The organism is Sorangium sp. So ce1153 (genome assembly GCF_051521595.1).
Lineage (GTDB): Bacteria > Myxococcota_A > Polyangia > Polyangiales > Polyangiaceae > Sorangium.
This window is the reverse complement of the sequence record NZ_CP150361.1, coordinates 11,274,817-11,298,822: the sequence shown is the minus strand read 5'-3', so window position 1 is coordinate 11,298,822 and position 24,006 is coordinate 11,274,817. Positions and strand designations below refer to the sequence as shown.

Below are 24,006 nucleotides of genomic sequence, written 5' to 3'. Positions count from 1 at the left end.
ACAGAAGGAACTCTCATGAAATCGACTATCGCTCTCTCTCGCTCGATTCTCCTGGCGGCGCTCGGGCTCAGCGCGTCTCTCGTCGCGTGCGGCGGAGGCGACACCACAAGCAGCAGCAACGGTGGTGGCGGCGACAGCGTCTCGACGCCAGAGCTCAAGTTTCTCGCCGAGCTCGATGCAGCGAAATTCCAGCTCCCCGAGGGGCTCTGGGTCGACGCCGACGGTGAGACGGCGTATATGGGTTATGCCCTGACCGGCGAGGTCGTCGCCGTCTCGCTCGCCGACAACAAGGTGTCGCCCTTCGCCACCGTGCCGGCGCCGCCCGCGAACACGGGCTTCGTCACCGGGATCACCCAGTCTGCCGCCGGCGATCTCTATGTGGCCGCCGCGTCGCTCGACCCGGCCGCGTACGCGCCCGGCATCTACAAGATCCCGGCGGCGGGCGGTCCGGTGACCACGGCCTTCGCCACCGACGCGGCCATGAACGTGCCCAACGGGCTCGTCTTCGACGAGGATGGCAACCTCTTCGTCACGGACTCGGCCCTGGGCGCGATCTTCAAGATAAGCCCCGATGGCAGGACGGTGACCAACTGGCTGACCGATCCCTTGCTCAAGGGAGATATCGCTGCGACGAACCCCTGCAAGACGGTCCTCGGCGTCCCGTTCGGCGCCAACGGCCTCGCGCTTTCGGACGGCGCCTTCTACGTGGCCAATACGGACAGGGCGGCGCTCATCAAGATCCCGATCAACGCCGACGGGACACCGGATGTCGCGGTCGAGTTCTCCACGTCGGATCCGGCGACATGCCTGCCGCTCCAGGGCGCCGACGGCATCACCGTGGACGCCGACGGGAGCATCCTTGTCGCGGGCAACGGGGGCAACGCGCTCGTCCGGGTCGGGACAGACGGCAAAGCGACCGTGCTCGCCAAAGGCGGCTCGTTCGACGGGCCCGCGAGCGTGGCGCTCGCGACGTTGGGCTCGAAGAAGCACGCCCTCCTCACCAACTTCGGGCTCATCACGCTGCTGTCGATGAAGACCCCGGAGGTGGGCCTGCTCTCCTACGGCCCGCTCCCGTGACCGCTGTAAATCCTTGATGTTACAGCTCGATAGGTCCGCGAGGAGACGGGTACCGCTACCCTGCGGCGCAGGCGTCTGCCTGCCGAGCAGGTGATCTGGCTGGTGCTGGGCATGGCGCTGATGCGCGATCGTCCTATCGAGGAGGTCGTCACCAAGCTGGATCTCGCGCTTCCGGGCGGCAACGGCGCGATTGCGCGCAGCGCCATTCCCCAGGCGCGCGCAAGGCTGGGCGGCTACCAGAGCCGCGCCCACTTCTTCGGCGCCGCCTCCCGGGCCATGCGCGACCTGCTCGTCGATCACGCGCGCCACAAGGCCGCCAGGAAGCGCGGCGGCGACCAGGAGCGCGCCCCCGAGGACGCCATCGACGCGCTGCCCCTCGCGATCGACCTCCCCTTCGAGGACTTCATCGCCCTCGACGAGGCCCTGCGCAAGCTGAGCCAGGAGCACCCGCGCAAGGCCGAGATCGTGATGCTGCGCTACTTCGCAGGCCTCACCGAGGAAGAGATCGCCGAGCTCTCCGGCGTCACCACGCGCACGGTCGAGCGCGAGTGGCGGTTCGCGAAGGCGTCGGCGCTGACGTTCCGCCGCCGGCGAAGTTGAAGCCGGAGCCGGTTGACAAGGACATCACCAGGCCGCGCTCTCGATGTCTGATTTTGCTTCCATCGTGGGTCGGCTTGGGTAGGCTGCGATGCCGGTCGGACGGGGGATCTGCTTGGACGTTCCTGCCGGGGAGGGGGTGCGGGGCGAATGCATGGGGAACCGGAGATCCTGAGCCTCACGTCGACGTGGTTCATCCGGCCGGGGCAGGAGTCGGCCGCGGTGCCAGCGCTCGTGGCGCTCGCGGCGGAGGTGCGGGAGAGCGAGCCCGACACGCTCGCCTACCTCGTGCACGCGCCGATTGGCGGCGATGACCGGCTCCAGGCGCTGCCGCCGGGCGCGCCGGATCGCGTGGTGTTCTTCGAGATCTATCGCAGCGCCGACGCCTTCCTGCGCCATGTCCAGGGGCCGGCGTTCACGCGCTTCCTCGAGCGGCACGGCGATCTCTTCGTCGCCGCGAACGGCAAGCCGTTCACCTTCGTGGAGTTCCTCGCGCGGCGGGCCGGCTTCATCCGGTCCGAGGCGTTCGCGCCCGCGGCCGCGAACGAGCCGGAGAACCAGCACCCGTCGGCGATGTTCGAGATCATCGGGCGCGACCAGGCGAAGCTGAAGGCGTTCTATCAGGCCGTCTTCGGCTGGACCTATACCATCGGCACCGGCGGGTTCGCCTACGTGAAGTTCCCGCTGGAGCGGCGCGAGGCGCTCGGCGGGATCGGGCAGGCCGATCCGGGCACGCCGGGCTTCGAGCCAGGCCACAACTTCTATCTGCTCGTCGACGACCTCGAAGGCACCATTGCGCGCGCGGTGGAGGCGGGCGGCACGAAGCTGATGCCGCCGACGTCGATCGACGGCTACCAGTTCGCGATGATCAAGGATCCCGAGGCCAATCCGATCGGCCTCATCAAGCCGTTCTGAGTCCAAACCGGCCCTCATTCGCCCACGAGGTGGGGAGACCATGAGCTACCTGAACCAGCCCCGGCTGACATTCTCCGGACGATTCCAGGCGGACCCGTCCACCGTCAACAATGACCCACGACACTTCGACAACGCGACGTTCACGGAGCGATTCCAGGAGTTCAGCACCAGTCAATCGAACAACGGCTGGTGGAACCCCACCGGCACGGCCATCTTCCGCTTCACCGGCTGTACGATCCAGCAGGCGATCGGCGCGGGCGGCGCCGACGCAACGGACGGCGCGGTCGGCCTCTCGGTGGGAAACTCGCCCGATCGTCCGTCGGGGAAGCTGGTCGACATCGACCCGGACTGGCAGCTCGCCTCGCAGATCTACGGGCTCTCGGTGTCGCTCCGCGATCCGCGCACCGGCGAGCTCGTGCTCCTCGCCGATCTGGAGCCGACGCCCTTCCGGGACCTCTGGTTCTTTCGCGGCGGCATGAAGGGCGACTCGGGCGCGTCGGCCGTGTGGCAGTCGCAGCTCTCCAACCTGCGCTGGCGGCTCGACGGCGTGAGCAGCCCGGTGCTGAAGGCGCTCGCCGAAGCGTCGCGCGGCAGCGGCCGGCTCTCGGTCCGGCTCACGGTCTTCAGCTACCAGACGAGCGTCAAGGCGCCCGATTTCACCTACGGCACCATCGTCGGCGCGATCGGGCCGGTGCTGCCCGACGAGCCGGCGTCGTTCGTGTCGGGCCGGCGGTTCATGCCGACGAGCGCGTTCCAGAACAACCCGAGCCTGCCGGCGAACTCGTGCCTTGCCGCCAACGGGATGACCTGCTTCTCCGGCAAGGTCATCGGCGACGCGCTGGTGGTCGACTTCAGCAACGCGCTGCCCTTCGGCGACGACGGCAAGCTGGCGCCGCTCGGCGATCTGCGGTTCGCGGTGCTCCACGATGCGGACGCCAACGAGGGCGCGGTCCTCGCCGAGGATCGGTTCACCGTGCTCGGCGCGCTCGACGCGACCTACGACTCCCTGACCCAGGCGTCGGGCATCCAGACCTTGCCGATCCCCGCCGCGGCGAAGAACCTCGTCAACGAGCGCCCGCTCGCGCTCCTGCTCTTCGGCGGCGGCGTGCCGGCCGGCAACGGGCTCGTCATGATGCGCGAGACGGCGCACGGCCGCGACGTGCGCGCCGACGCGCTCTCGTTCCGCCTCGACCCGAACGAGCCGGACCTCAACCGCCGCGACGTGCCGCTGTGGGCGACCCGCTACGGCGTCCCGCTCGCCGGCGCGCCGATCGCCTTCCAGCCGCTCGCGCCCGCGCCCGACGACGGCGACGCGCCCGCCGACACCTCCATCGGCACCACGCCGACCGCGACCATCCCGATCATGAACAGCCCGATCGGCGCGCTCGCGATCGAGCCCCAGCGGGTCCGCACCGACGCGGCGGGGCGGGCGACGGTGCGATTCCAGGGGCCGCCGGAGATGGGCTATCCGCGCCGCTACATCGACGGCCAGCTCTACGCGGTCGCCTACAATTTCGGCGACGGGGATCCGATCATCCAGCAGACCTTCGATCAGATCTCGGTGCTCGTCTTCAGCACCTTCACGGCGTCGGAGCGCCCGACCTGGGAGGAGGTCCAGCCGATCTGGAAGCAATACGCGAACCTCTACCCGGTCATGAGCAAGGGCCTCTTCGACTTCTCGATCCGGGAGGTCGCGGACGCCAACGCGCACCTCTTGCACTTCGTCCTCAGCAAGCCGACGACCGATCCCGATCACATGCCGGTGACGCGCGACCTCTCCGCCGGCAAACGCGCCGCGCTCCTGCGCTACCTCGAGAGCGCGCTGGAGCGCTCCGCGGTGCGCGATCCGCAGCTCGTGGCGCGCTTCCAGGGGCGCTGCCCGTTCTCGGGGGTGGCGCCGTCGTCGCCGCCGGAAGAGGTCGAGAACAAGCGCATCTTCAACCGCCTGCGGAGCCGGTGAGACCATGCTCTTCGTCGATAAAAAACTGATCGCCCGGGCCCGCGAGGCCCAGAACGCCGATGACTTGACCGCCACCCTCGAGGGCGCCATCCAGCTGGAGCTCTCGACGTTGCCTCCGTACCTGACGGGCGTCTTCTCGCTCAAGCCGGGCGCCAATGACGAGGCGCGCATCCTCGTGCAGGCGGTGGTGGTCGAGGAGATGCTGCACATGGCGCTCGCCGCCAACACCGCGGTCGCGCTCGGTGGCCATCCGCCGATCCGCAAGCTCGGGCTGGAGCTCAAATACCCCGGACACCTGCCGATGTCGATCGACCCCGAGCTGACCGTATCGCTCGGCTCGCTCACGACGGCGCAGCTCAAGAACGTGTTCATGGCGATCGAGCGCCCCGACACGACCGCGGTCCTGCCCGGCGAGGACCCGCAGATCGCGCAGCGGGTCGCCGAGAACAAGAAGAAGGGGTACGGCTCCATCGGCGATTTCTACGACGCGATCATCACCTCGCTGAAGCGGCTGGTGCAGAGCGGGCAGGACCCGTTCGCGGACCCGCACCTCGAGCGCCAGCTCGATCTCTCGCGCTGGTTCCCGTCGAGCGTACCGGGCGATCCGACGTGCCGGGTGCGCGACCTGGCGAGCGCTGAGGCCGCGCTCCGCACCATCGTCCGCCAGGGGGAGGGGGCCAATGTCGGCAAGGATCCGATCAACCCCCACGCCGGCGGCAACGAGATGGCGCATTACTTCAAGTTCGGCGAGATCGCGTTCGGGCGCCGGCTGGTCGCCGACAAGTCCGCTCCTTCGGGGTGGTCGTACACCGGCGAGCCGGTGCCGCTCGACGCGAGCCGGGTCTACAGGTTTCCCGAGAACGTCCGCCTGGGCGATTACCCGCCCACGTCGGCCGCGAGCTACACCGGCGGGGCCTTCTACGACGCCTACCTCCGCCTGCTCGACGCGCTCGAGGCCACGTGGAACGGTCGCCCGGAGATGTTCAACAGCGCGCTCGGCATCATGTTCGAGCTGAAGCTCCTCGCGCAGCAGGTCGTGCAGCACCTCGTCGATCCGTTGAACCCGAACGGCCCCATCGCCGCGCCGCCGTTCCAGCCCTGAGCGCGGATTTCACGCCCAGGATGCCGATCCGAGGGGTGAGAAGTCCGGTGTCGTAGGCGCGAAATCCACGTCAGCTGGATGACCAGCACGAACGAGGCGGCCAGATAGAAAGGAATTTCAACTGGTCTCGCCTCGCATGTGCCTGCCTCTCCTTCAGGATTTCCGCTGCCGCTCTATCTCGGCGCGCAGGCGTTGCTCCTGCGCGCGCAGCTCCGGCGTGAAGTCCTCGCCGAAGTCCTCCGCCTCGAAGATCGGTCGAAGCTCGAGCACCCATTCCCCGCTGGGCATGTAGTCGGCGCAGCGCCTGGCCCACTCGACTGCATCGTCCAGCGCCTTCACCTGCCAGATCCAGTATCCGCCGACGAGCTCCTTGGTCTCGGCGAAGGGACCGTCGATGAGCGTCGTCTTGCCGCCGGAGATGTGCAGGCGCTTGCCTTTGCTGCTCGGGTGCAGCCCCTCTCCGGCGAGCATGACACCGGCTTTGACGAGCTCCTCTTTGAACTTGCCCATCTCGGCGATGACCTTCTCGTCCGGCATCATCCCCGCCTCGGACTCCTTGGTGGCCTTGACGAACACCATGACTTTCATGGAGCTCTTCTCCTTGGTGTGAGGCTACTTCGTCAGGACGACATGGGTGGCGTGGTCCGTGGCGGCGTGCTCCGTGCACTTGTAGCCGAGGCTCACCGCATCGATGCCGGCGAGGAGGTGCTCGCCCCTGCCCAGAAGCACGGGGGAGATCACGAGGTGGAGCTCGTCGAGCAGCCCGGCGGTGAGGTACTGGCGAATGGTGGCGGCTCCCCCGCCGAGTCGGACGTCCTTGCCCTGAGCCGCCTCCTTCGCGCGGCTCAGCGCGGCATGGATGCCATCGGTGACGAAGTGGAACGTCGTTCCGCCATCCATCGTGATGGGCGCACGAGCATGGTGCGTGAGCACGAAGACGGGCACATGGTAGGGCGGGTTGCTGCCCCACCATCCTTTCCAACCGTCGTCGGACCAGGGGCCCCGCATCGGCCCGAACATGTGGCGGCCCATGATCCAGGCGCCGATGTTCTCGAAGCCGCGCGCAGCAAAGTCGTCGTCGACGCCTCCTCTGCCAGGTTCGTCGCCGATCAGCGATGCGGCGAAGTCGGCGCTCATCTTCTGGAACGTCTTCGTGCCGAATACCCACTTGTGCAGCGCCATCCCTCCGACGCCCATCGGATTGTCCAGACCTTGGTCGGGACCGGCGCCGTAACCATCGATGGAAATTGCAATTGCGTTTGCCCGAAGCCTCGACATGAGCGTAACTCCTCTTGCGCAGGCATCGCCCGCGGTCGTCGTGACAGCCGTCTCCTGGTGCAGCGACGAACGAGCCGGGGCCAGATCGACACGCCGACGAGATTTTTTTTCGTGGGCCGGTCGTCACACGAAAGTGCTGTTTATTCAAGGGGTTAGGCGGTCACCCGTAGGGCGGACCGAGATCAGACGACCGCGAGCGTCGTGGTTCGGCAGAGGCCGTGGTACGGCGGGACCCCGGTGCCGGCGTCCCGGAGCGCGGCCTCCGAAGGATTTGAGGGGAGGTCTCGGGCGCGCGCCCTGTCCGTCAGCGCGCGCCGGCGACGGCGCGCCACCAGGGGGTCGGCGCGTCGACGTGCTCGAGCTCGACGGCCGCGCCGATCTGCGGCGTCACGACGCGCGCGCGGCGCTCGGCCGCCAGGGAGAGCAACGTCTCGGCCGGCTCGTCCCAGTCGTGGAGGGCGAGGTTGAATGTGCCCCAGTGGACCGGCAGGAGCGTGCCGCCGCCGAGCATCTCGAACGCGGTCAGCGCGTTCTCGGGGCCGAGGTGGATCGCCCCCCACGCGGGGTGGTACGCGCCTACCTCGAGCATCACCAGGTCGAAGGGGCCGTGTCTCCGGCCGATGTCCGCGAGCTCGGGGAACAGGCCTGTGTCGCCGGAGAAGAAGACCTTGCGCCGCTCCGCCTCGATGACCCAGGACGCCCAGAGCGTCCTGTTGCCGCTCGTCGGCCCGCGGCCCGAGAAGTGCTGCGACGGCGTCGCGGTGAAGCGGACGCCGCCCACCTCCGCGCTCTCGTGCCAGTCGAGCTCGGTGACCCGCGCCGGGTCGACGCCGAGCGCCTCGAGGTGCGCGCCCACGCCGAGCGCCGTGACGATGGGGACGCGCGCGCGGGCCAGCGCCGCGATGGTGGGCGCGCACAGGTGATCGAAGTGGTCGTGCGACAGCACGACGGCGTCGAGCGGCGGCAGCTCCTCGAGCGCCGCCGGGACGGGGTGGAAGCGCATCGGGCCCGCGAACGAGACGGGGGAGGCGCGCTCGCCGAACACCGGATCGGTGAGGACGCGGCGGCCGTCGAGCTCGAGCAGCACGGTGCTGTGGCCGAGCCACGTGACCCGCAGGCCGGTCGCGCTCCGCCGCGCCCAGGCCTCGTGCGGCCGCGCGAGGGGCAGGGGACCGGGCGGCGTCCGCTGGCCGCGACCGAAGAAATACTCGCCGATGACGGGCAGCGACGAGCCGTTCATCCCGGGGCCGGCGCCCGACGGGTTCTGGAACTTGCCGCCCCGGAACTGGGCGGAAGCGCGCGCCCGCTCGAGCCGGAGCCCCTTGCGACGCTGGGAATCGTTCATGACGGGACGACCTCCTGCCGGGCGCGGCGCCTGAGGAGCCAGAGCCCGACAATGACAGTGACAAGAGCGGCGCCGATGCCGACCCACGCCGAGGGGGGCGCGTCGCGCAGGGCGCCGAAGACCCGCTCTCCGAAGTACGCAGTCGCCAGCAAGGGAAGGAGATAACCGGCCAGCGAGCCCCAGAAATGGGTGGAGAAGCGCACCCCGGAGACGCCGAAGAACACGTGGAGCATGGGCGGCATCCAGAGGACGAGGCGGAGCATGAACACCGTGAAGAACGCCCGCCGCCTGAGGGCCTCGTCGTAGGCGCGGAAGCGCGCCGGCACCCGCCTCGACACCCAGTCGCGCGCGACGAAGCGAGCGAACGAGAAGCCCACGACGCTCGCCGCCATGGTGCCCGCCATCGAGAGCGCGAACGCCACCGGCCAGGGCCAGATGAGCGGCGCCGCCACGATGAACACCGTACCCGGCACGCCGAACGGCTGGAGCGCGGCGTACGCCGCCACGAACGCGACGTACCCCCACGGGCCGAGCTCCACGAGCGCCTGCTTGATCCGCGCGGGCTCGCCGAAGATCTCGAGCAGGCCGGCGCCGTGCGCGGCGGCGAGGAGCGCGAGCACGGCGGCGACGGCGCCGACCTTCGCGAGCCTGGCGGCGCCGCCGGCCGCCGCCGGACCGGGCAGGGGCGCAGGCGGCGAGGCCCCGTCCGGCTCGCCGGAGGACGCGGCAGCGCCGCCCGGCGGGAGCGCGAGATCGGGCGAGGGGTCGGGCGAGCTCACCGGACGAGGTTGACGATGCAGGACCAGGTTGTCAAGTGGACTGTTGACAAGATGAATCCACTCTGTCAACTTTGGTCATCGTGAGCGAAGCGAGCTCCCCCGACAGGCCGGCCGACGATCTGCGCCGCCGCAAGCTGATGGACGCGGCGCTGACGGTGTTCCTGCGCTTCGGCTTCCGGAAGACGTCGATGGACGAGGTCGCGCGCGCCGCGAACGTCTCGCGACAGGGCCTCTACCTCCACTTCGCCACCAAGGAAGAGCTGTTCCGCGCGTCGGTGGCGCACTTCCTCGACTCCGCGCTCGCCGCCGCCGCGGGCGCCCTCGCCGACGCGGAGCGCCCGCTGGAGGAGCGGCTCGTGGCCACGTTCGACACGTGGGTCGGCCAGTTCGTGGGCGCGCTCGGGTCCGAAGCGGCGGACCTCGCGGCCGCCACGAAGGAGCTCGTCGGCCCCGTGGTCGACGAGCGTGAGGGGCAGTTCATCGAGGCCGTGGAGGAGGCCCTGCGCGCCTCCGGGCTGGTGGCCGCGTACGCGCCCGCGGGCGTCACCGGGCGCCAGCTCGCGGACACCCTGTACGCCTCGGCGCGCGGCTTGAAGTACGGCGCCGCGACGCGCGAGGCCTTCGTCGAGGGGATGTCCGTCGCCGCGCGCGTGATGTGCCTGCCGCAGCGGGAACGCCGAGAGAAGCAGGCGAATCAAGGACCGGCGAGCCCTCGCCGCGAGGGCGGCCGGCCGCGCCGGGCGCGCGGCAAGACACGATGACGAGAGGCATGACGGCGCCGGGAGGGGCGGCCGCTCGTCAGCTGCCTCGGCTCCGGCGCGCCCACGCTCGAGCGCGCGCCTCGGTCACGACGCCGCGCGCTCGAGCGTGGGCGGCACCCGCACGTCCGCGGTCAGCTCGAGCAGGTCGATCTCTTCCTCCACCACGTGAAACGCATCATCGCCGATCACATGTCGGGCTCTCAGGTCCCTGAGCGCCTCTCGCTGAGCCTCCACGGCCTGCCGCTGGAGCGTCGCGAGGCTCGCGTCGCTCCGCTCCACGGCCCTGTGCTCGTCGCGTGACTCCTCGGCGCGCAGCCGGGCCTCGTACTCGCTGCGCAGGAGATCGACCGAAGGTGACTTTGCGCCCGGGTGCTCGAGCGCACGCAAGGCGGCGCGCGCCGTCTCGACCCGGGCGAGGCCGATCTCCTGCTCCACCGCGCCGTCGTCACGCAAGTTGAGCCGCTGCATCAATGGCCGCAGCGTCAAGCCCTGCACGACCAGCGTGCTCAGCACGACACAGAACGCCGAGAAGACGATGAGGTCACGGTGGGGAAAGGCGGTCGAGCCGTCCGGCAAGGCCAGCGCCGCGGCCAGCGTGACGATGCCTCGCATGCCGCACCAGGAGGCGAGGAGCGCGCTTCCGGTGGTCGGCAGCGTCGCCGGCGACGGCGACCGTGCGCCGGAGCGGCGCGCCGTCCAGCGCACCGCTCCGGTGTACGCCATCATCCACGCGATCCGGACGAGGACCACCGCCGCGCATACGGCGCCCGCGCACAGCGCGTACGTGCGCCATTCGTGCCCGTGTACGCGCGAGAGCACCACCCGGAGCTGCAGCCCGATGAGCACGAAGGCGAGCACGTTGAGCACGAGCACGGCGACCTCCCACACCGCGTAGGAGGCGATCCGGCGGCGCGCGTTCCTCCGGCCCGCCACCCGCTGGGCCACCGTCATGGCGTACGCGACCACGGTGATGATGGCGGATAGCCCGAGGCGCTCGGCGAGCATCCAGACGGCGAAGGTGCCGAGGAACTGCAGCAGCACGTTGATGGGGATATCGTCCACGCGGTCGGCGAACCCGATGTAGATACGCGCGAGCCCCCAGCCCGCCAGGACGCCGCCTCCGCACGTGAGCAAGAGCATCGGCGCCACGCTCCATCCGGAGAAGGCGCCAGTCATCGCGGCGCCGACCGCCACCCGGTAGATGAGGAGCGACGTGGCGTCGTTGAACAGGCTCTCGCCTTCGAGGACCACGAGCAGACGGTGCGGGAGCTGCAGCTTTCGCAGCACCGCGGAGGCGGCGGACGCGTCGGGCGGCGCCACGATAGCTCCGAGCGCGAACGCTGCCGCCCAGCTCATCTCGGGCACGACGAGGCGGGCAGCCCACGCCACGGCCGCCACGGTCAGCACGACCACGACGACGGCCAGGCTGACGACCGAAGCGAGGCTGTGGCGCAGGTCGCGAGGCGAGGCGTCGTAGGCCGCGTCGAGCAAGGTCGGCGCGACGAACAGCGCCAGCGCCAGCTCCGGGTCGAGCTGGAGGTCGGGTATCCCCGGAACCAGCGCAAGGCCGGCCCCGACCAGCGCAAGCAGCGCCGGATAAGGCACGCTCAGCCGCTCTGCCCAGAGCGCGAACAGCGCCCCCGCGAACAGCAGACCGACGATCAGCTCGAAGAGGACCATGCGCTTTCTTCTCCTCAACCCTCGTGGCTGAACCTCTCGCAGGCTCCCGATCCGAGGCCGGCTCGTCGCTCCAGCTGGCTGTCGAGCCTCGTGCCTTCGCTCCTCTTGCGCGTCAAGAAGCCCTTGCCTGGAGGGCTGAAGGGGACGAAGCAGCAAGCGAGGGGCGTTCTACGACACCTACGGCTCCAGCAGCACCACGGGCCTCCTGGTCGCCTGGTCCTGGGGCGTCAGCCGGATCATCGATGTCATCGAGCAGTTCGGCGGTGAGATCCTCAAAGCGGATGCCGTCGGGGGCCGTCGGGGTCTCAGGATGCTCTCGCTTCGGCAAGGGCGCGTTCACGATCGGCGCCCTCGATCAGCGCATCGCCCTGATCCTGCCGATCGAGTCTGGCAGCGGTGGCGTCCCGATCTGGCGCGGGATCCCCGGGGAGATGGCCGAGCGCCCGAGCAGCGCCCATGGCGAGACCTACTGGCTGGGCGACGCGTTCGGCTCGTTCACCAGCGGGAGGGCGGCTGGCGTGGTGAGGTGGCGCCGCGACGTTGTTCTTTCGTTGCTCGAGATCTAGGGTGTGGACCCCAATGGACGGAAGGCGCGGATGAAGGACACCCTGTCGGCGGCGGAGGCTCGGCGCATCGCGCTGGCGGCGCAGGGCTTCCGGGCGGAGCGACCCGGGCCGGCGACGACGAAGCAGCAGCTGACCCGGCTGATCGAGCGGCTGGGCGTGGTGCAGATCGACAGCGTCAACGTCGTCTCGCGCACCCATTACCTTCCGGCCTTCTCGCGGCTGGGGGCCTATCCGCGGCCGATGCTGGAGGAGCTCGCGTGGGCGAGGAAGCGGCCCCTGTTCGAGTACTGGGCGCACGAGGCGTCGCTGCTGCCGCTCACCACCCAGCCGCTGCTGCGCTGGCGGATGGCCGACGCGCGCGACGGGGTGGGCGTCTGGAAGGGTGTGGCGCGCTTCCTGCGCGAGCACCGGCCGGTGGTGGACCGGGCGCTGGAGCAGATCCGCGAGCGCGGGCCGCTGGCCGCCTCCGAGCTCGAGATCGGCAGGAAGGGAAAGGGCGGCTGGTGGGGCTGGAGCGACGCCAAGCGGGCGGCCGAGTGCCTGTTCTGGACCGGCGAGCTGACCACCGCCACCCGGCGGGGGACCTTCGAGAGGGTGTATGGCCTGCCGGAGAGGGCGCTGCCCAGGGCGGTGATCGAGGCGCCGACGCCCGCGCGCGAGGACGCCCAGCGCGCGCTGCTCCGCATCGCCGCCCGGGCCCTGGGCGTGGCGACCGAGCGGGACCTGCGGGACTATTTCCGCATGGGGGTCGCCGAGACGAAGGCGCGGGTCGCCGAGCTCGTCGAGGGCGGTGAGCTGATCCCCGTGAGCGTGAAGGGCTGGCGGGAGCCGGCGTTTCTCGAGCCCGCCGCCCGGTGGCCGCGGCGGATCGAGGCCTGCGCGCTCCTGTCGCCCTTCGACAACCTGATCTGGTTCCGCGAGCGCACCGAGCGGATGTTCGGCGTGCGGGTGCGGCTCGAGATCTACACCCCCGCGGAGAAGCGGACCCACGGCTACTACGTGCTGCCGTTTCTCGAGGGCGACGCGATCACCGCGCGGGTGGACCTGAAGGCCGATCGCAAGGCGGGCGTGCTGCTCGTGCAGGCAAGCCACGCCGAGCCCTGGGCGGGGGCGGAGACGCCGGAGCGGCTGGCGGGGGAGCTGCGGACCATGGCCGCGTGGCTGGGGCTGGAGCGCGTGCGGGTGGAGCCGAGGGGCGACCTGGCGGAGCGGCTGGCAGGGGCCCTGTCGGGCGGATAGCCGCGGATAGCCACGAACAACACGCTGCGTGTACCCAGGCGCCCTGAGGGCGATCTTCACCTGTTTTCCGGATGGGTCGGGTCGCCGCCGGAGATGACGCCGCTGGTGCTCGGGCCCGCGGGCGTCCCGGTCGTCACCGACGCCGAGCAGGCGAGGGCGGCGCCCGAAGTGGTCGTGCTCTCGGCCATGGCGCACGGGCAGGAGGAGGTCGGCGAGGCGATCGGCGTGGCGTTCCTGGGGGCGGCCGCCGGGCTCGATGAGGAGCGCCGCGCCGTGTACTGAGACCTGGTGCATCCTCGCTGAACGAAGCGGCGAGGCGGACGTTGGAGGCGATGATGAAGAGCGGATACGAATTTCAGAGCGAATTCGCGCGCAGCTACGTGGCGAAGGGCGTGGAGAAGGGGCGGCAGGAGGGCCGGGAGCAGGGGATCCTCGAAGCCAAGGCGCACGACGTGCTCGCCTTCCTCGATGCCCGCGGGCTGGAGGTCCCTGCCGAGGTCCGGGAGCGCGTCCTCGCGAGCACCGACGTGGCCGAGCTGGACCGCTGGATCCACCGCGCTGCATCCGTCGGCGACGCCAGGGAGCTGCTCGCGACGACCGGCTCTTGAGCGCGCACCGCCTCGGCGTGGCAGGAACGCGCGCAAGCGAGCTCGATCCTGGAAGTCGTTGAGCCCCGCGCGCGGCCGCGGCGGCCCACCTCGCGCGCTGGTTCATCAGCGTGGCATGACGCTCGCACTGCAATTCCGTGTGCAATGGAGGTCGCTGCGCGGGGAAGCGGCTCATGCACAGCAGGATCGGGCTGGCCATGGTCGCGCTCATGGGAGCGCCGGCCTGTCGAGCAGCAGACGAACCGACCGACGCGGGAGGAGAGCAGGACGGCAGGGCGGAGGCTGACCCGTTGCCGCGCAGCTTCGCGGTCTCGCTCGACCCGGTGACGACGGCGGAGACCGTCACCTCCCAGATCCTGGAGGCGGGACGGCACGAACTCGCCGCGGCGTGCGCTGACCGTCATGAGGCGTGGATCCGGGTCTTCAACCCGCTCGACCCAGGCGCCTACGGGGACGTGCCCTGCGCCTCGATGCGCTGCGGCGAGGCAGAGGCGAGCACCGAACCGGCCCCCTTCAATTCTCCGCAGCTCCTCTCGAACGCCGCTATCGGCGCAGACAGTTGGATCCACGCGGACAAAAACAGCGCGGCGAGCTCCCCTGGCGAGCAGGTATCGCCAGCGTTCCACCGGAGCTCGATGGTCGCGTAATAGGCCAGCGTGCGATCGGACAGGTACCGCCGCAGGGCCTTGCTCGGGTTCGCATGGTCGAGCACCATGCAGCCGTCCTGGTAGAGCTGCTCCACCTTGATGACACGTCCTGCGTGCTCCCGCGACACCCCGATCGCCACGCCATGGCCCGATCGCGTCGCGTAGACGTATCCGGCCTGCCCTGGCTTCTCCGACAGGGGCCGAATGGCAGCGCGCGCGGCGCTCCTCGAGGGAGAGCGGCTGGGGGGCCTCCTCCGGTGGGCGTGCGTCCCCCAGCCAGCCCTGGGACCGCCGGTCACGCCGCCTCGGTCTCGCGATCGAGCGCTTCGAGGGCGCGTTGAATGCGCGCGACCTCGGCCGATTCGAAATAGGGCTCGCCGCACTGATCGCACACCCATGCGGGCACCGCGTCCCAGCGCACGTGATAGCCGTTGCGGTCCACGCTGAACGGAGCGTGGGAGCGCTTCATCTCACCTCGACAATGCATGCACTGCATGATCACTTCCTCTGCCTGAAGTCGGCGGACCACTGATCGGGATGGGGAATGTAGGCCGTGATGATGGCAAGATAATCTGGCTTCGGTGCGCAGACGACGTGGATGGGACGGCCGCTTTCCCCAGAGCCCAGGAGCAGGCAGCTGTGGCCGCGCACGTCCTCCGGGTAGTCCTCAACCAGCTCGCCGGCCGTGATCGTCGCGTCGATTTCAGCGGGTGAGATCATCCGGCTGGGCCGGCTCATCTGTCGCACCGCGTGGGGGAGGAAGAGGATCTTCTTCGCCGCCGCCGCCCGGACTTGGTCGAGAACGCTTGCCTCCATCGAGCTTGACCGCTTCTTGCGGCAGTATGCACGAAACTTCAGTCGAGCTCCACGCGGAGGCGGCCCGGCGCCTTCAGGGCGGCCATGCGCCTCCTGGTACACGCCGTCGACGTTCCGGATGCTTGCCGGGACGGTGGGGCTGAGCGAGGTAGCCGCCGCGTCGAGCATGGCGGGGCCCGGCACAGAGGATGCTCCGGCAACCCAGCCAGTTCATCGGCACGCGCACGCCGCCGAGGTCGATCAGGCTGCGGTGCGCCAGGACCTCGACGTGCAGGCTCGACGCCGCGATCACCAGGTCGATGGGCATGCAGGTCGGGCGGTGCACGAGCGGGAGCAGGCGGGCTTCGCGGAGGAAGTCCTCACCGAGGTCGAGCCGGAGGTCGAAGCTCGCGCGCGAGAGGTCGTCCACGAGGGTGAGCGTGCTGGTCTGCGCGAGGTCGACGGTGACGTCGACGTCCGCGGTCATGCGGGGCCTGCCGTAGGCCACGGCGGCCTGCGCGCCGAAGACGTACCAGCGGAGGCGCCGCCTGCGCAGCGCCGCGGCGAGGTCAGCGAGCAGGGCGACGGCGGCGGGCCGCGACGCGATCGAGGGCCTCGAGGACGCGGAGGTGCGTGGCGAGGTCTTCGCGGCGCTCTTCTTCGCTGGGCCAGCCGGGCTTTTGCGCGAGGACTTGCTTGCGGAGCTCATCGGCGATCCGGATCCCGGCGGCAGGGCCATGCTGGCGCTTCCAGTCGCGCCAGTAGAGCTCCTTGTCGCGCTGGGCGGCCTCCCAGCCCTGGCGAGCGAACCGCCGGAGCTCGTCAGCGTTGCGCATCGTGACCAGGCTACCACGTCGGCAGCGCCGCGGGGACGCGGACCCGTGTCTCAGGTCGCGGCGCCCCTGGGGGCTTACGCGAACTTCGACGCCCACGTCCGGAGCCGCGTCGGCCGTGCGCGAGGTCACACGGCGTGACGACTCGAAGGAGCTGCACGGAATTGAAGAGGTGGAGGCGGCTGCTCCGGCCCCTGCGGCCCGTACGCATGGGCCTGGCGCGCCGCTCGAGAGTCAGCATGGCTGCCATCACCCGAGAGACGACCCGATGCCCTCTGTGACCCATGAAGCCCTGGTGGAGCTGTTCAAGAACCGGCCGACGCTGGCCGCCGAGATGCTGCAGGACGCGCTCGGCCAGCCGATACCGGCCTTCACGGAGGCGCGCGTCGAGTCCTCCGACCTCGCCGAGATCGTGCCTTCGGACCGCCGGGCGGACGTCATTGTCGTGCTGCTGGTCGGCGAGCAGCAGCGGCCCGCGATGGCGATCGTGGTCGAGGTCCAGCTCGGCGTGGACCCGGACAAGCCGTACGTCTGGCCGGTCTATATCAGCCAGACGAGGGCCCGGCACCGCTGTCCGACGTGGCTGCTGGCCGTGACGGTGGACGCGGAGATCGCGCGGTGGTGCGCGCGGTCGATCGACATGGACCACCCCGGCTTGACGCTGACGCCGCTGGTGCTCGGGCCCGCGGGCGTCCCGGTCGTCACCGACGCCGAGCAGGCGAGGGCGGCGCCCGAGGTGGTCGTGCTCTCGGCCATGGCGCACGGGCAGGAGGAGGTCGGGGAGGCGATCGGCGTGGCGTTCCTGGGGGCGGCCGCCGGGTTCGATGAGGAGCGCCGCGCCGTGTACTGGGACCTGGTGGATCCTCGCTGAACGAAGCGGCGAGGCGGACGTTGGAGGCGATGATGAAGAGCGGATACGAGTTTCAGAGTGAATTCGCGCGCAGCTACGTGGCGAAGGGCGTGGAGCAGGGGCGGCAGGAGGGGATCCTCGAAGCCAAGGCGCACGACGTGCTGGCCTTCCTCGAGGCCCGCGGGCTGGAGGTCCCTGCCGAGGTCCGGGAGCGCGTCCTCGCGAGCACCGACGTGGCCGAGCTGGACCGCTGGATCCGCTGCGCTGCATCCGTGTTGACGCTCACGCTGGCTGATGGCTCGCCGAGCAGACCCGTTGATGGCCATCGCGGGCGTGCTCGGTTGGGGTCAAGAGGGCGATGGCCATCGCAAGCGTGCGCGGTTGAGGCCAAGGAGGGCGATGGCCATCCCTGAGGCGTGCGCCGCTGGCGGCCTCGTGATGGCCATCATCGCTCGACCGTCGACGCCGGCGCCGGCGCCGGCGAGGAGCTCCTGTGCCGGCCCCGAGGACGCACCCGTCATCGCGGTCAGCGTCAGCTGCCGTCCGTTCCCAGGTCGCCGACGAGGTGAGCCATCACCTCGCGCTCGACGAGCTTCTTCTTGCGCCGCGCCGCCTCGCGCAGCGCGGCGGTGGCCATGCGGTCGATCTCGCGCAGGCTCGAGCCGGCCGCCTCGTGCAGCAGGGTGAGTGCGTCGGCGGTGAAGACCTCGCGGTCAGCGCCGGCGCGGCTCATCCGCAGGCGCACGTACTCGCCGGTGTCATTGGGGACCATGGGGCCAATTGACAGACGCCGTTCGATGCGCGAGTACAGCGAGCGGTTCTTGCGCAGCTCGAGCCGGTCTTGGAGGTCGGGCAGCCCTACCAGGATCAGCGATAGCAGGGCACGACTGTCCCATTCATAGGTGGGTGGGCGGCCGGCGCCGTGTCTGGCTTGCGCCAGATCGGTCTCCGGCCGCCCCCCTCCGAACCCGGCGTGCACCTTTCGTTATGCACCGGGCTCTCTATCGACGTTTGTAGCGAAGTACGGCGCGTGCATCCACCCCAGCTTGTATTGCTCAACAGTGAGCTGGGAGGTCTCGAAGAGGGTAACCTCTCCGTCCTTCCAGCGCACGCATCGGCCCCCTGGCTTTCGCCAGCCGTAGCGTCTGGCGAGGCGCTTCAGGGAGAGCCGATGCTTCTTCGTGAGCCAGCGGGCGACCGTCCACCAGACATAGTGGTCGAGGAAGTTGAACACCTTCTTCGCACCCCAAGCATGCCGGTAGAAGTTCGCCCAGCCTCGCAGCATGGGGTTGAGCTTCCGGAGTTGCTTGCTCAACGACTGGTTCTTCGTGGAGTTCGAGAACCGCCGCTTCACGCGCTCCCGGAAGAGCTTGCTGCGTTCCTTCGGAACGAGGCTGGCGCTCACCATCCGGCGGTGGCCGGGATGTCGCCGTACCAGGATATGGTGGCCCAGGAAGCGCATGGGTCTCGTGACCGGGGTCACTAGCGTTTTCGCTTCCGACAGCTCCAATCCTAACTCGTTCTTCAGGAAGGCGGCCAGCGCAGACTTCTCCTCGTTTGCATATCGCTCGGCGTCCGCTTGTTGCTGCGGGCCGGGCGGTGCGCCGACGAGAAGGATGAAGTCATCCGCATACCTAATAGGGACGAACACCGGGAGACCGCGCCGCCTGTCGGTGGTACGTCTCTCGTTGGCCCGCCGTGTAATCGTCTCCGGATCGGTGCGAAGCGTCGGCGTGCGGCGTGGCCACACGTGTCGTTCGTACCGTTCCTCGATCACGCTGAGCGCGATGTTCGCGAGGAGGGGAGACAGGATCCCACCTTGCGGGGTGCCTGCCTCCGTCCGGGAGAATTGCTCCTCGGACAGGACGCCCGCTTTCAGGAAGGCGCTCACCAACCGATTCACCTTGAGATCGCCGATGCGCCGGCGCACCCGGTTCATCAGCGCGTGATGGTTGATGTTGTCGAAGCACCCCTTTATATCTCCCTCAATGGCCCATTGGTATGGAAGCCGATTCACAGCCTTGCCCTGTTCGCAGATAGGCCGGGGACGCAGAAGCATCCGGAGATGCTCCAGCGCTCCATGGACGCCGCGCCCAGGGCGGAAGCCGTATGAGACGGGGAAGAAGTCCGCCTCAAAGATCGGCTCGAGGATGCTCTTCAACGCTGCCTGCACGACACGATCCTGGACGGTGGGGATGCCCAGCGGACGGTACTTACCAGGCTGACCTGTCTTCGGGATGAGCACCCGACGCACTGGACTCGGCCGGTAGGTTCGGCACCTCAACTCCTCCCGCAGTTTCTGCGCGAAGAGCTCCGCGCCGATGTCCCGGATGAGGCTCCCCATCGTGATTCCGTCTACGCCCGCCGTGCGGCTCCCACGGTTGCGAGCCACGCGGTGAAGGGCGCATCGCAACGTGCGAGGATCGACAATGAACCCCCACAGCTTGCGAAATACGTAATCTGGATCTTCTCTACTTCGCCGGTGTAGCTCACGTTGTACGCTCCGGAGCCAGTCCAGATCGGACTGAGATGCCGCATACACGGCTTTCCCCGGCGCAGCGTGAGCCGTCCCCATCGACTGCCCCCCTTCGCCTTGTACGCGGCTTTCCCGCGCTCCGACTACTACGGGGGCTCCGTCCCTCGTCCGAGACATGGCCGGACCTGTCGGCTTGCCAACGCTTGCGGCGCTGGCGCCCGGATCGAGGTTCCCGTGTTCACTGATACAACCCGTGGTGCGGTAGGTGGTCGGCTTTGCCCCTGGCAGCGCGGACCGGTCTCCCGTTCGAGGCTGGGAGCCGGCGTGCCCAGGCTGGGCACACCCAGTCGTTTTCAACTGACAACCAGGCTCTGGCTGCAAACCCGCGCGAGGCGGGGCATCCTTCCGTACAGAGGGTTCCAACGCCGACTTCGATTTGCCTGAACGATCGTTCATGCGTCTCTCACCGTGGCACCTTCGGTCACCGGCCTCGGTCGCCAATGGCTCCCTGCGCCGGCTCTTCACGCCGCTCGGCTGTTGCAGGCCTCCGGTCCAGTCCCCGGAGACGTTCGCGGCGCCCTTCTTCACCCAGCTCGACCCAGGTGAGGGGGACCCCTTGTGGTCCCCGGTCGTATCAGCGCCTCACGGCGCACGTTGAGCAGGATGTGGAGATGATCCAGCGTGTCCTGGTGGAGCAGGTGCGCTTCGTCCAGCAGAAAGACCGGGTGAATACGCTCGCGGCCGAGTGTCTCGACATGCGCGCTGACGGCATAGAAGACGGCCGCCGCGGTCGCAGCGGGGTTGAGGCCAAGCGCATGGCAGAGCTGACGATAGAAGTCGCGACGGCCCAGCGTGGCGTTGTGGCAGTAGGTCAACCGGAAGCCTGCCTGCGGCAACCGATGCCGCACCGCCCGCAGCACACACGTCTTGCCGGCGCCGGGCTCACCGACCAGCAGCACCTGGGCGTGCTCGTGCACGGCCTCGCACACCTCCTCGACGAGCTGCTCCTTGGAGGGCGGCAGCCACAGCTCGCCGTCCTGGATCTCCTTGGAGAAGGGGGCGGACGACAGGGTGAAGAAGCGGACGTACGACTCGCTCACGCTCCACCTCCGGTCTCGCTGGTGTCCTCGCCATCGCCCGCCCGGCGACCGAGCGTCCGCGCGGGGTTGAAGTCCACCGGGCGCGTCGGCTTATCCGCCGCTGGGCCTCCGCACGGAGGCCGCTTGCGCCGCGCGTTGCGCTGCGGGTCGACCGGATGCAGCACAAGGCGCTTGCCCTCGTGCTCGACCCACGGCGGCTCGTCCGGCGCGATGAAGCACCGGTCGACAGAGACGATCTGGCCAGCGAGGTAGCCCTGGTCGAGCTGCCAAGCGATGCCGTCGACAGAGACGATGTTGTCGCCCGAGACACGGCGCCGGGTACGCTCGGTGAGCGCGCTGCGTAACGCCTTCTCGTCGACGGCGCTGTCTCCGGCGGGGCGGGCTGCGTAGACCTGCGCCGGGCTCTACCGAGCAGGCCCGCATGCGGCGCCGGGTGGTAGCGCCTGTCGAGGAAGGCGCGGAGCGTCGTGTTGATGTCGACGAGCGAGGCCACGGCGCCGAGGTAGTTGAGGCACCCCTCGCGCAGCGTGCGCCAGAAGCGCTCCATCTTGCCGCGCGCCTCGGGGTCGTACGGCTTTGCGTGCAGGAGCGTGATGCCGAGCCGCGCGCAAGCGGTCTTGAGGATGTCGCCGCGGTAGGTCGAGCCGTTGTCGAGATAAAGCGCGTCGGGCTTGCCGTGACGGCGCAGGGCGTCGACGGTCATGCCGAGCATGTCGACCTCTTTCTCGGTGGTGTGCGCCTCGAGCGCGACGACGTAGCGAGAGGCGTCGTCGAGCAGCCCGTGAATGCGGATCGGCATCGCTTTGCCGCCGACGGTGCAGCCGGTCACGTGACAGACGTCACCGTGCCAGAGCGCGCCGGGGCGCTCGGCCTGCCAGCGCAGCCGTGTCTTCGGCTCGCCCTCGGCGCGCGCGGCACGGCGGCGAAGGCCGTGCGCCGCGTACAGGCGCCGTACGGTGGGCTCGGAGACCTTGCCCGCTTCGAGGCGCCCCTCGTCCACGAGCGTCTTGAGGATGAGCGGCACCGAGGCATCGGGATGCTCGCGCCGGATATCGAGCAGCAGCGCGCGCAGCTCCTCAGAGAGCTCCTGCGCGAAGCCGCGATCGCTGCGTGGCTGCGGACGCAGGCCGTCGAGGCCAGCGGAGCGGTAGGCGTACAGCCAGCGCTGGAGCGTGGGCACCGAGTAGGTGCGCGTGCTGTGCGCGCCCGGCGGTCGAAACCGCTGCTCGCTGAGGGCGCGCAGCTCGGCGGCGAGCTGGCCGTGGGTGAGTACGCGGTGCATCAGAGAGCCGATGACCGTGGCGCGGTAGATCGCCACGGTCTCGGCGTGGTCGGCGGGGCCGAGAGCCATTCGAACAGGTCCTTTCTGCGCCTTGCTGGCGCGCGGTCCTTGTCCGGGATCAACGGCGTTTTCGGCAGGGATCCTCTCAGGTGGGCTGTACGATTCGGACTTCGAGAGGGCAGAGGCCCTCACGCCGCGTGCGCGGCGCCGAAGAAGGCGCGGTGCTCGATCGGCAGCGCCCGGGTCGTCGGGTCCGCGCTCGCCGCCAGCGCCGCCGCGGCGCTGGCCGCGCTCTGGCGAAGTGATGCGGACGGGCCTGGGTCTGGGGCTTCAGCAAAGAGATGTCGCTGCGCGACATCGCGCGCCCACCGGCGCAGCGTGGCCCAGCCGGTGACGGCGCTCTGGCCGAGGATCTTCGCCGGTCCCACGCGCCGCCGGACCTCGGCTGCCGTCGCGAGCGCCAGGCCCCAGAGCGCGAGGGCGAAGCCGATCGCGGCGGCGCTGTACGCGCGCCGGCCGAGCACACCGCGAGGAACGACGAGGAGCACGGCGCCGCAACCGAGGCAGCGGTAGCGACGGGCGGCGACCGAGATCACCTCGGGGCGATGGTCCGGGCTGGCAGGACCCCAGACCTGCCGCTCGCGCCTGCCGTGACCTTGGAGCCGGATCGTGCCTCCGAGCGGACAACTCGCGGCGCCGCAGGCGGGGCAGCGAGCAGGGCGCGCTTCGACGACCGAGGGGGGTTGCTGCTGCCAGCGCTTGATGTCGATGGCGCTCTGGATAACACTGCGACTGCTTCGATTCCTGGGCACAAGAACCGGAGCACGACGAGGAGGCTGTCCGCCAAGATCAGGTCTCCTCGTCGCCTATTTTGTGGCCGGCACCGCGCCGCTGCTCCGCTCCTGCTGTGGACCTACCCCGTCGTGGGGCGAGCGTGGGAGCAACGATGGGTGGGAATTTCCGAGCGGTGGCCGGAAAGGATGCAGCTACGTGCCGGTAGCTTTTCCGATGAGAATTCGGTGCAGCTAAAGGGAATGCGTGTCCGCGCATCCGTGGACGTCATCCTCCCTCGCGGCATACGCCGAGCGAGCGCCCTCCACGATGGCCATCTTCGCTGCACAGAGCGCCTCACCATCAAGCAGCATGCGCGATGCGAGGGGCTGGAGCATTAACGAAACTGGGCGGTAATAGTTGGGCGCCGTGCGTGGTACTCGTCGACGGCGCCGGATCACCTCTCGCTTCCACCAAGCAAAGCGGCCACCGCTGCCCTAAGACGAGCGATGTCGCCTTGGAGCGCCTCATTTTCCCGCCGCAGACGCGCCTCCGCCTCTCGTGACCGCGAGAGATCGGCTTCCTGCGTCTGAAGGACGTGGTGCAAATGGCGCCGCTCGACGAGCTGGGTGCGGTTGAGGTGAAGGCGCTGGATGTGAAACCAGCCGCGAGGCGTGAGCCCGATCAGCCGGCCGTGGACCGTCTCCTCCACGTGCGCGCCGAGATCGTCACGCCTCGGCCGAAGAAGCCGCAAGCTGTCAGGTGCATCGGGTGCGGGGGCATAGTCGCCCTTGAACCGGTTGCACGCGGTGCAAGCGTAGACGAGGTTCTCAACGTCGTCGGAGCCACCTGCTGCCAGCGGGTGGAAGTGATCAATCTCCAGCTCGCCCCCCACGGACGTCTCGGAAACGCCGCAGTAACCACACCGGCCACCGAAGGCGGCCCGCACGATTGCGCGCGTTTCAGCCGAGACGGCCATTCACGCAGCGGGCAGCGGGCCGCCGGTGATGCGAGTAAATCCGTCGAGGATGGAGGCGCGGCGCCGGTCGAACTCTTCGAGGAACCTGCGCGTGTCGGCCACGAGGGCATGTTGCTGTGCCATGAGCTGGGCCAGCTGCTCGTTCTCGCCCTCGACTCTGGTCAGCTCGGCCGCCAGGTTGCCGACCTCGGCACGCAGCCGGGCCATCTCCGGGGCAAGCACCGCCGCCTCCTCCGCCTCGACCCGCGCCATGAGCGCCGCTAGGTCCGCCTGCTCGGGCTCCGTGAGCGTGCCGGAGAGCTCCTTGCCACGGAGGCGGTCGAGCTTGCTCTGGTCATCCTTGGTCCAGCCCATGGCAGCCACCCT

Annotated in this window: 26 protein-coding genes and 3 pseudogenes; 12 read left to right on the top strand and 17 right to left on the bottom strand. The window is 69.5% G+C overall.

Annotated elements, in window-relative coordinates:
* Window positions 1-15: 15 nt before the first annotated feature.
* The 6 genes and pseudogenes from WME85_RS41045 to WME85_RS41020 all read left to right on the top strand — a co-directional run bounded on the left by WME85_RS41045 (window position 16) and on the right by WME85_RS41020 (window position 5,651).
* Window positions 16-1,077 carry an SMP-30/gluconolactonase/LRE family protein gene (locus WME85_RS41045; RefSeq protein WP_437829255.1) on the top strand — a complete coding sequence of 354 codons (1,062 nt, stop codon included), beginning with the start codon at window positions 16-18 and terminating at the stop codon, window positions 1,075-1,077.
* A gap of 51 nt (window positions 1,078-1,128) precedes the next feature.
* Window positions 1,129-1,299, top strand: a pseudogene (locus tag WME85_RS41040) (transposase domain-containing protein); the annotation flags it as partial.
* Window positions 1,282-1,677, top strand: coding sequence for a sigma-70 family RNA polymerase sigma factor (locus WME85_RS41035; protein ID WP_437842508.1), 396 nt, complete (start codon window positions 1,282-1,284; stop codon window positions 1,675-1,677). The pseudogene WME85_RS41040 and the gene WME85_RS41035, both read left to right, overlap by 18 nt.
* Window positions 1,678-1,824: 147 nt before the next feature.
* Window positions 1,825-2,589: an antibiotic biosynthesis monooxygenase gene (locus tag WME85_RS41030; protein WP_437829253.1), complete on the top strand. Its 765-nt coding sequence runs from the start codon at window positions 1,825-1,827 to the stop codon at window positions 2,587-2,589.
* Between the two features lie 40 nt (window positions 2,590-2,629).
* Window positions 2,630-4,549, top strand: coding sequence for a hypothetical protein (locus tag WME85_RS41025; protein ID WP_437829250.1), 1,920 nt, complete (start codon window positions 2,630-2,632; stop codon window positions 4,547-4,549).
* A gap of 4 nt (window positions 4,550-4,553) precedes the next feature.
* Window positions 4,554-5,651: a ferritin-like domain-containing protein gene (locus WME85_RS41020; RefSeq protein ID WP_437829247.1), complete on the top strand. Its 1,098-nt coding sequence runs from the start codon at window positions 4,554-4,556 to the stop codon at window positions 5,649-5,651.
* Between the two features lie 153 nt (window positions 5,652-5,804).
* Here WME85_RS41020 and WME85_RS41015 read toward each other — a convergent pair whose 3' ends face one another.
* The 4 genes from WME85_RS41015 to WME85_RS41000 form a co-directional block, all read right to left on the bottom strand.
* Entirely contained in the window at window positions 5,805-6,239 is a 435-nt protein-coding gene (locus WME85_RS41015; RefSeq protein WP_437829245.1) for a YciI family protein, read from the bottom strand.
* A 24-nt stretch (window positions 6,240-6,263) separates the two neighbouring features.
* Window positions 6,264-6,929 carry a dihydrofolate reductase family protein gene (locus WME85_RS41010; protein ID WP_437829243.1) on the bottom strand — a complete coding sequence of 222 codons (666 nt, stop codon included), beginning with the start codon at window positions 6,927-6,929 and terminating at the stop codon, window positions 6,264-6,266.
* Window positions 6,930-7,233: 304 nt separating this feature from the next.
* Entirely contained in the window at window positions 7,234-8,274 is a 1,041-nt protein-coding gene (locus tag WME85_RS41005; protein WP_437829241.1) for an MBL fold metallo-hydrolase, read from the bottom strand.
* Window positions 8,271-9,053, bottom strand: a complete 783-nt coding sequence (locus tag WME85_RS41000; protein WP_437829239.1) for a TVP38/TMEM64 family protein — start codon at window positions 9,051-9,053, stop codon at window positions 8,271-8,273. The genes WME85_RS41005 and WME85_RS41000 overlap by 4 nt, the downstream gene beginning before the upstream one ends.
* Before the next feature lie 80 nt (window positions 9,054-9,133).
* Here WME85_RS41000 and WME85_RS40995 point away from each other — a divergent pair, with 80 nt between their 5' ends.
* The gene (locus tag WME85_RS40995; RefSeq protein ID WP_437829237.1) at window positions 9,134-9,814 is read left to right on the top strand and encodes a TetR/AcrR family transcriptional regulator; all 681 of its coding nucleotides are present in this window, start codon (window positions 9,134-9,136) and stop codon (window positions 9,812-9,814) included.
* Between the two features lie 84 nt (window positions 9,815-9,898).
* Here the strand turns inward: WME85_RS40995 and WME85_RS40990 are convergent, their stop codons facing one another.
* Entirely contained in the window at window positions 9,899-11,494 is a 1,596-nt protein-coding gene (locus tag WME85_RS40990; protein ID WP_437829235.1) for a Na+/H+ antiporter, read from the bottom strand.
* Window positions 11,495-11,757: 263 nt separating this feature from the next.
* Between WME85_RS40990 and WME85_RS40985 the strand changes: the two genes are divergently transcribed.
* The 4 genes from WME85_RS40985 (at window position 11,758) to WME85_RS40970 (ending at window position 13,907) form a co-directional block, all read left to right on the top strand.
* Window positions 11,758-12,060: a glucuronyl esterase domain-containing protein gene (locus WME85_RS40985; RefSeq protein ID WP_437829233.1), complete on the top strand. Its 303-nt coding sequence runs from the start codon at window positions 11,758-11,760 to the stop codon at window positions 12,058-12,060.
* Between the two features lie 30 nt (window positions 12,061-12,090).
* On the top strand, window positions 12,091-13,299 hold the full coding sequence (locus WME85_RS40980; protein ID WP_437829231.1) for a winged helix-turn-helix domain-containing protein: 1,209 nt from the start codon (window positions 12,091-12,093) through the stop codon (window positions 13,297-13,299).
* Between the two features lie 93 nt (window positions 13,300-13,392).
* The gene (locus WME85_RS40975) at window positions 13,393-13,581 is read left to right on the top strand and encodes a hypothetical protein (RefSeq protein ID WP_437829228.1); all 189 of its coding nucleotides are present in this window, start codon (window positions 13,393-13,395) and stop codon (window positions 13,579-13,581) included.
* A gap of 50 nt (window positions 13,582-13,631) precedes the next feature.
* The gene (locus WME85_RS40970; protein WP_437829225.1) at window positions 13,632-13,907 is read left to right on the top strand and encodes a hypothetical protein; all 276 of its coding nucleotides are present in this window, start codon (window positions 13,632-13,634) and stop codon (window positions 13,905-13,907) included.
* 445 nt (window positions 13,908-14,352) lie between these two features.
* Here WME85_RS40970 and WME85_RS40965 read toward each other — a convergent pair whose 3' ends face one another.
* The 5 genes from WME85_RS40965 to WME85_RS40945 form a co-directional block, all read right to left on the bottom strand.
* Window positions 14,353-14,694 (bottom strand): hypothetical protein, encoded by a 342-nt coding sequence (locus tag WME85_RS40965; protein WP_437829223.1) that lies wholly within the window; start codon window positions 14,692-14,694, stop codon window positions 14,353-14,355.
* A 155-nt stretch (window positions 14,695-14,849) separates the two neighbouring features.
* Window positions 14,850-15,041, bottom strand: coding sequence for a YgiT-type zinc finger protein (locus WME85_RS40960; RefSeq protein WP_437829220.1), 192 nt, complete (start codon window positions 15,039-15,041; stop codon window positions 14,850-14,852).
* Between the two features lie 11 nt (window positions 15,042-15,052).
* The gene (locus tag WME85_RS40955) at window positions 15,053-15,370 is read right to left on the bottom strand and encodes a DUF4258 domain-containing protein (RefSeq protein WP_437829218.1); all 318 of its coding nucleotides are present in this window, start codon (window positions 15,368-15,370) and stop codon (window positions 15,053-15,055) included.
* A gap of 73 nt (window positions 15,371-15,443) precedes the next feature.
* Window positions 15,444-15,836, bottom strand: coding sequence for a hypothetical protein (locus tag WME85_RS40950; protein WP_437829216.1), 393 nt, complete (start codon window positions 15,834-15,836; stop codon window positions 15,444-15,446).
* An 82-nt stretch (window positions 15,837-15,918) separates the two neighbouring features.
* Window positions 15,919-16,185, bottom strand: coding sequence for a hypothetical protein (locus tag WME85_RS40945; protein ID WP_437829214.1), 267 nt, complete (start codon window positions 16,183-16,185; stop codon window positions 15,919-15,921).
* Between the two features lie 265 nt (window positions 16,186-16,450).
* Between WME85_RS40945 and WME85_RS40940 the strand changes: the two are divergent.
* Window positions 16,451-17,307: pseudogene (locus WME85_RS40940) on the top strand (hypothetical protein); the annotation flags it as partial.
* Between the two features lie 257 nt (window positions 17,308-17,564).
* On the opposite strand, the gene WME85_RS40935 reads toward WME85_RS40940, so the two are convergent.
* The 7 genes and pseudogenes from WME85_RS40935 to WME85_RS40905 form a co-directional block, all read right to left on the bottom strand.
* Entirely contained in the window at window positions 17,565-18,011 is a 447-nt protein-coding gene (locus WME85_RS40935; RefSeq protein WP_437829212.1) for a hypothetical protein, read from the bottom strand.
* A 6-nt stretch (window positions 18,012-18,017) separates the two neighbouring features.
* A complete protein-coding gene (gene ltrA, locus WME85_RS40930) occupies window positions 18,018-19,607 on the bottom strand; it encodes a group II intron reverse transcriptase/maturase (protein WP_437829209.1) in 1,590 nt (529 codons plus the stop codon).
* A gap of 485 nt (window positions 19,608-20,092) precedes the next feature.
* Window positions 20,093-20,608 carry an AAA family ATPase gene (locus WME85_RS40925; protein ID WP_437829207.1) on the bottom strand — a complete coding sequence of 172 codons (516 nt, stop codon included), beginning with the start codon at window positions 20,606-20,608 and terminating at the stop codon, window positions 20,093-20,095.
* A pseudogene (locus WME85_RS40920) lies at window positions 20,605-21,959 on the bottom strand (DDE-type integrase/transposase/recombinase). The gene WME85_RS40925 and the pseudogene WME85_RS40920 overlap by 4 nt, the downstream one beginning before the upstream one ends.
* Before the next feature lie 119 nt (window positions 21,960-22,078).
* Window positions 22,079-22,486: a hypothetical protein gene (locus tag WME85_RS40915; RefSeq protein ID WP_437829206.1), complete on the bottom strand. Its 408-nt coding sequence runs from the start codon at window positions 22,484-22,486 to the stop codon at window positions 22,079-22,081.
* 632 nt (window positions 22,487-23,118) lie between these two features.
* Complete coding sequence (locus WME85_RS40910) at window positions 23,119-23,640, bottom strand: HNH endonuclease (protein ID WP_437829204.1); 522 nt, start codon at window positions 23,638-23,640, stop codon at window positions 23,119-23,121.
* On the bottom strand, window positions 23,641-23,994 hold the full coding sequence (locus WME85_RS40905; protein WP_437829202.1) for a hypothetical protein: 354 nt from the start codon (window positions 23,992-23,994) through the stop codon (window positions 23,641-23,643).
* Window positions 23,995-24,006 lie beyond the last annotated feature (12 nt).

Coding starts and splice junctions, on each gene's coding strand:
- WME85_RS41045 (WP_437829255.1), top strand. CDS start 16: ATGAAATCGACTATCGCTCTCTCTCGCTCGATTCTCCTGGCGGCGCTC.
- WME85_RS41030 (WP_437829253.1), top strand. CDS start 1,825: ATGCATGGGGAACCGGAGATCCTGAGCCTCACGTCGACGTGGTTCATC.
- WME85_RS41025 (WP_437829250.1), top strand. CDS start 2,630: ATGAGCTACCTGAACCAGCCCCGGCTGACATTCTCCGGACGATTCCAG.
- WME85_RS41020 (WP_437829247.1), top strand. CDS start 4,554: ATGCTCTTCGTCGATAAAAAACTGATCGCCCGGGCCCGCGAGGCCCAG.
- WME85_RS41015 (WP_437829245.1), bottom strand. CDS start 6,239: ATGAAAGTCATGGTGTTCGTCAAGGCCACCAAGGAGTCCGAGGCGGGG.
- WME85_RS41010 (WP_437829243.1), bottom strand. CDS start 6,929: ATGTCGAGGCTTCGGGCAAACGCAATTGCAATTTCCATCGATGGTTAC.
- WME85_RS41005 (WP_437829241.1), bottom strand. CDS start 8,274: ATGAACGATTCCCAGCGTCGCAAGGGGCTCCGGCTCGAGCGGGCGCGC.
- WME85_RS40990 (WP_437829235.1), bottom strand. CDS start 11,494: ATGGTCCTCTTCGAGCTGATCGTCGGTCTGCTGTTCGCGGGGGCGCTG.
- WME85_RS40980 (WP_437829231.1), top strand. CDS start 12,091: ATGAAGGACACCCTGTCGGCGGCGGAGGCTCGGCGCATCGCGCTGGCG.
- WME85_RS40975 (WP_437829228.1), top strand. CDS start 13,393: ATGACGCCGCTGGTGCTCGGGCCCGCGGGCGTCCCGGTCGTCACCGAC.
- WME85_RS40970 (WP_437829225.1), top strand. CDS start 13,632: ATGATGAAGAGCGGATACGAATTTCAGAGCGAATTCGCGCGCAGCTAC.
- WME85_RS40960 (WP_437829220.1), bottom strand. CDS start 15,041: ATGCATTGTCGAGGTGAGATGAAGCGCTCCCACGCTCCGTTCAGCGTG.
- WME85_RS40955 (WP_437829218.1), bottom strand. CDS start 15,370: ATGGAGGCAAGCGTTCTCGACCAAGTCCGGGCGGCGGCGGCGAAGAAG.
- WME85_RS40950 (WP_437829216.1), bottom strand. CDS start 15,836: ATGACCGCGGACGTCGACGTCACCGTCGACCTCGCGCAGACCAGCACG.
- WME85_RS40945 (WP_437829214.1), bottom strand. CDS start 16,185: ATGCGCAACGCTGACGAGCTCCGGCGGTTCGCTCGCCAGGGCTGGGAG.
- ltrA (WP_437829209.1), bottom strand. CDS start 19,607: ATGGGGACGGCTCACGCTGCGCCGGGGAAAGCCGTGTATGCGGCATCT.
- WME85_RS40910 (WP_437829204.1), bottom strand. CDS start 23,640: ATGGCCGTCTCGGCTGAAACGCGCGCAATCGTGCGGGCCGCCTTCGGT.
- WME85_RS40905 (WP_437829202.1), bottom strand. CDS start 23,994: ATGGGCTGGACCAAGGATGACCAGAGCAAGCTCGACCGCCTCCGTGGC.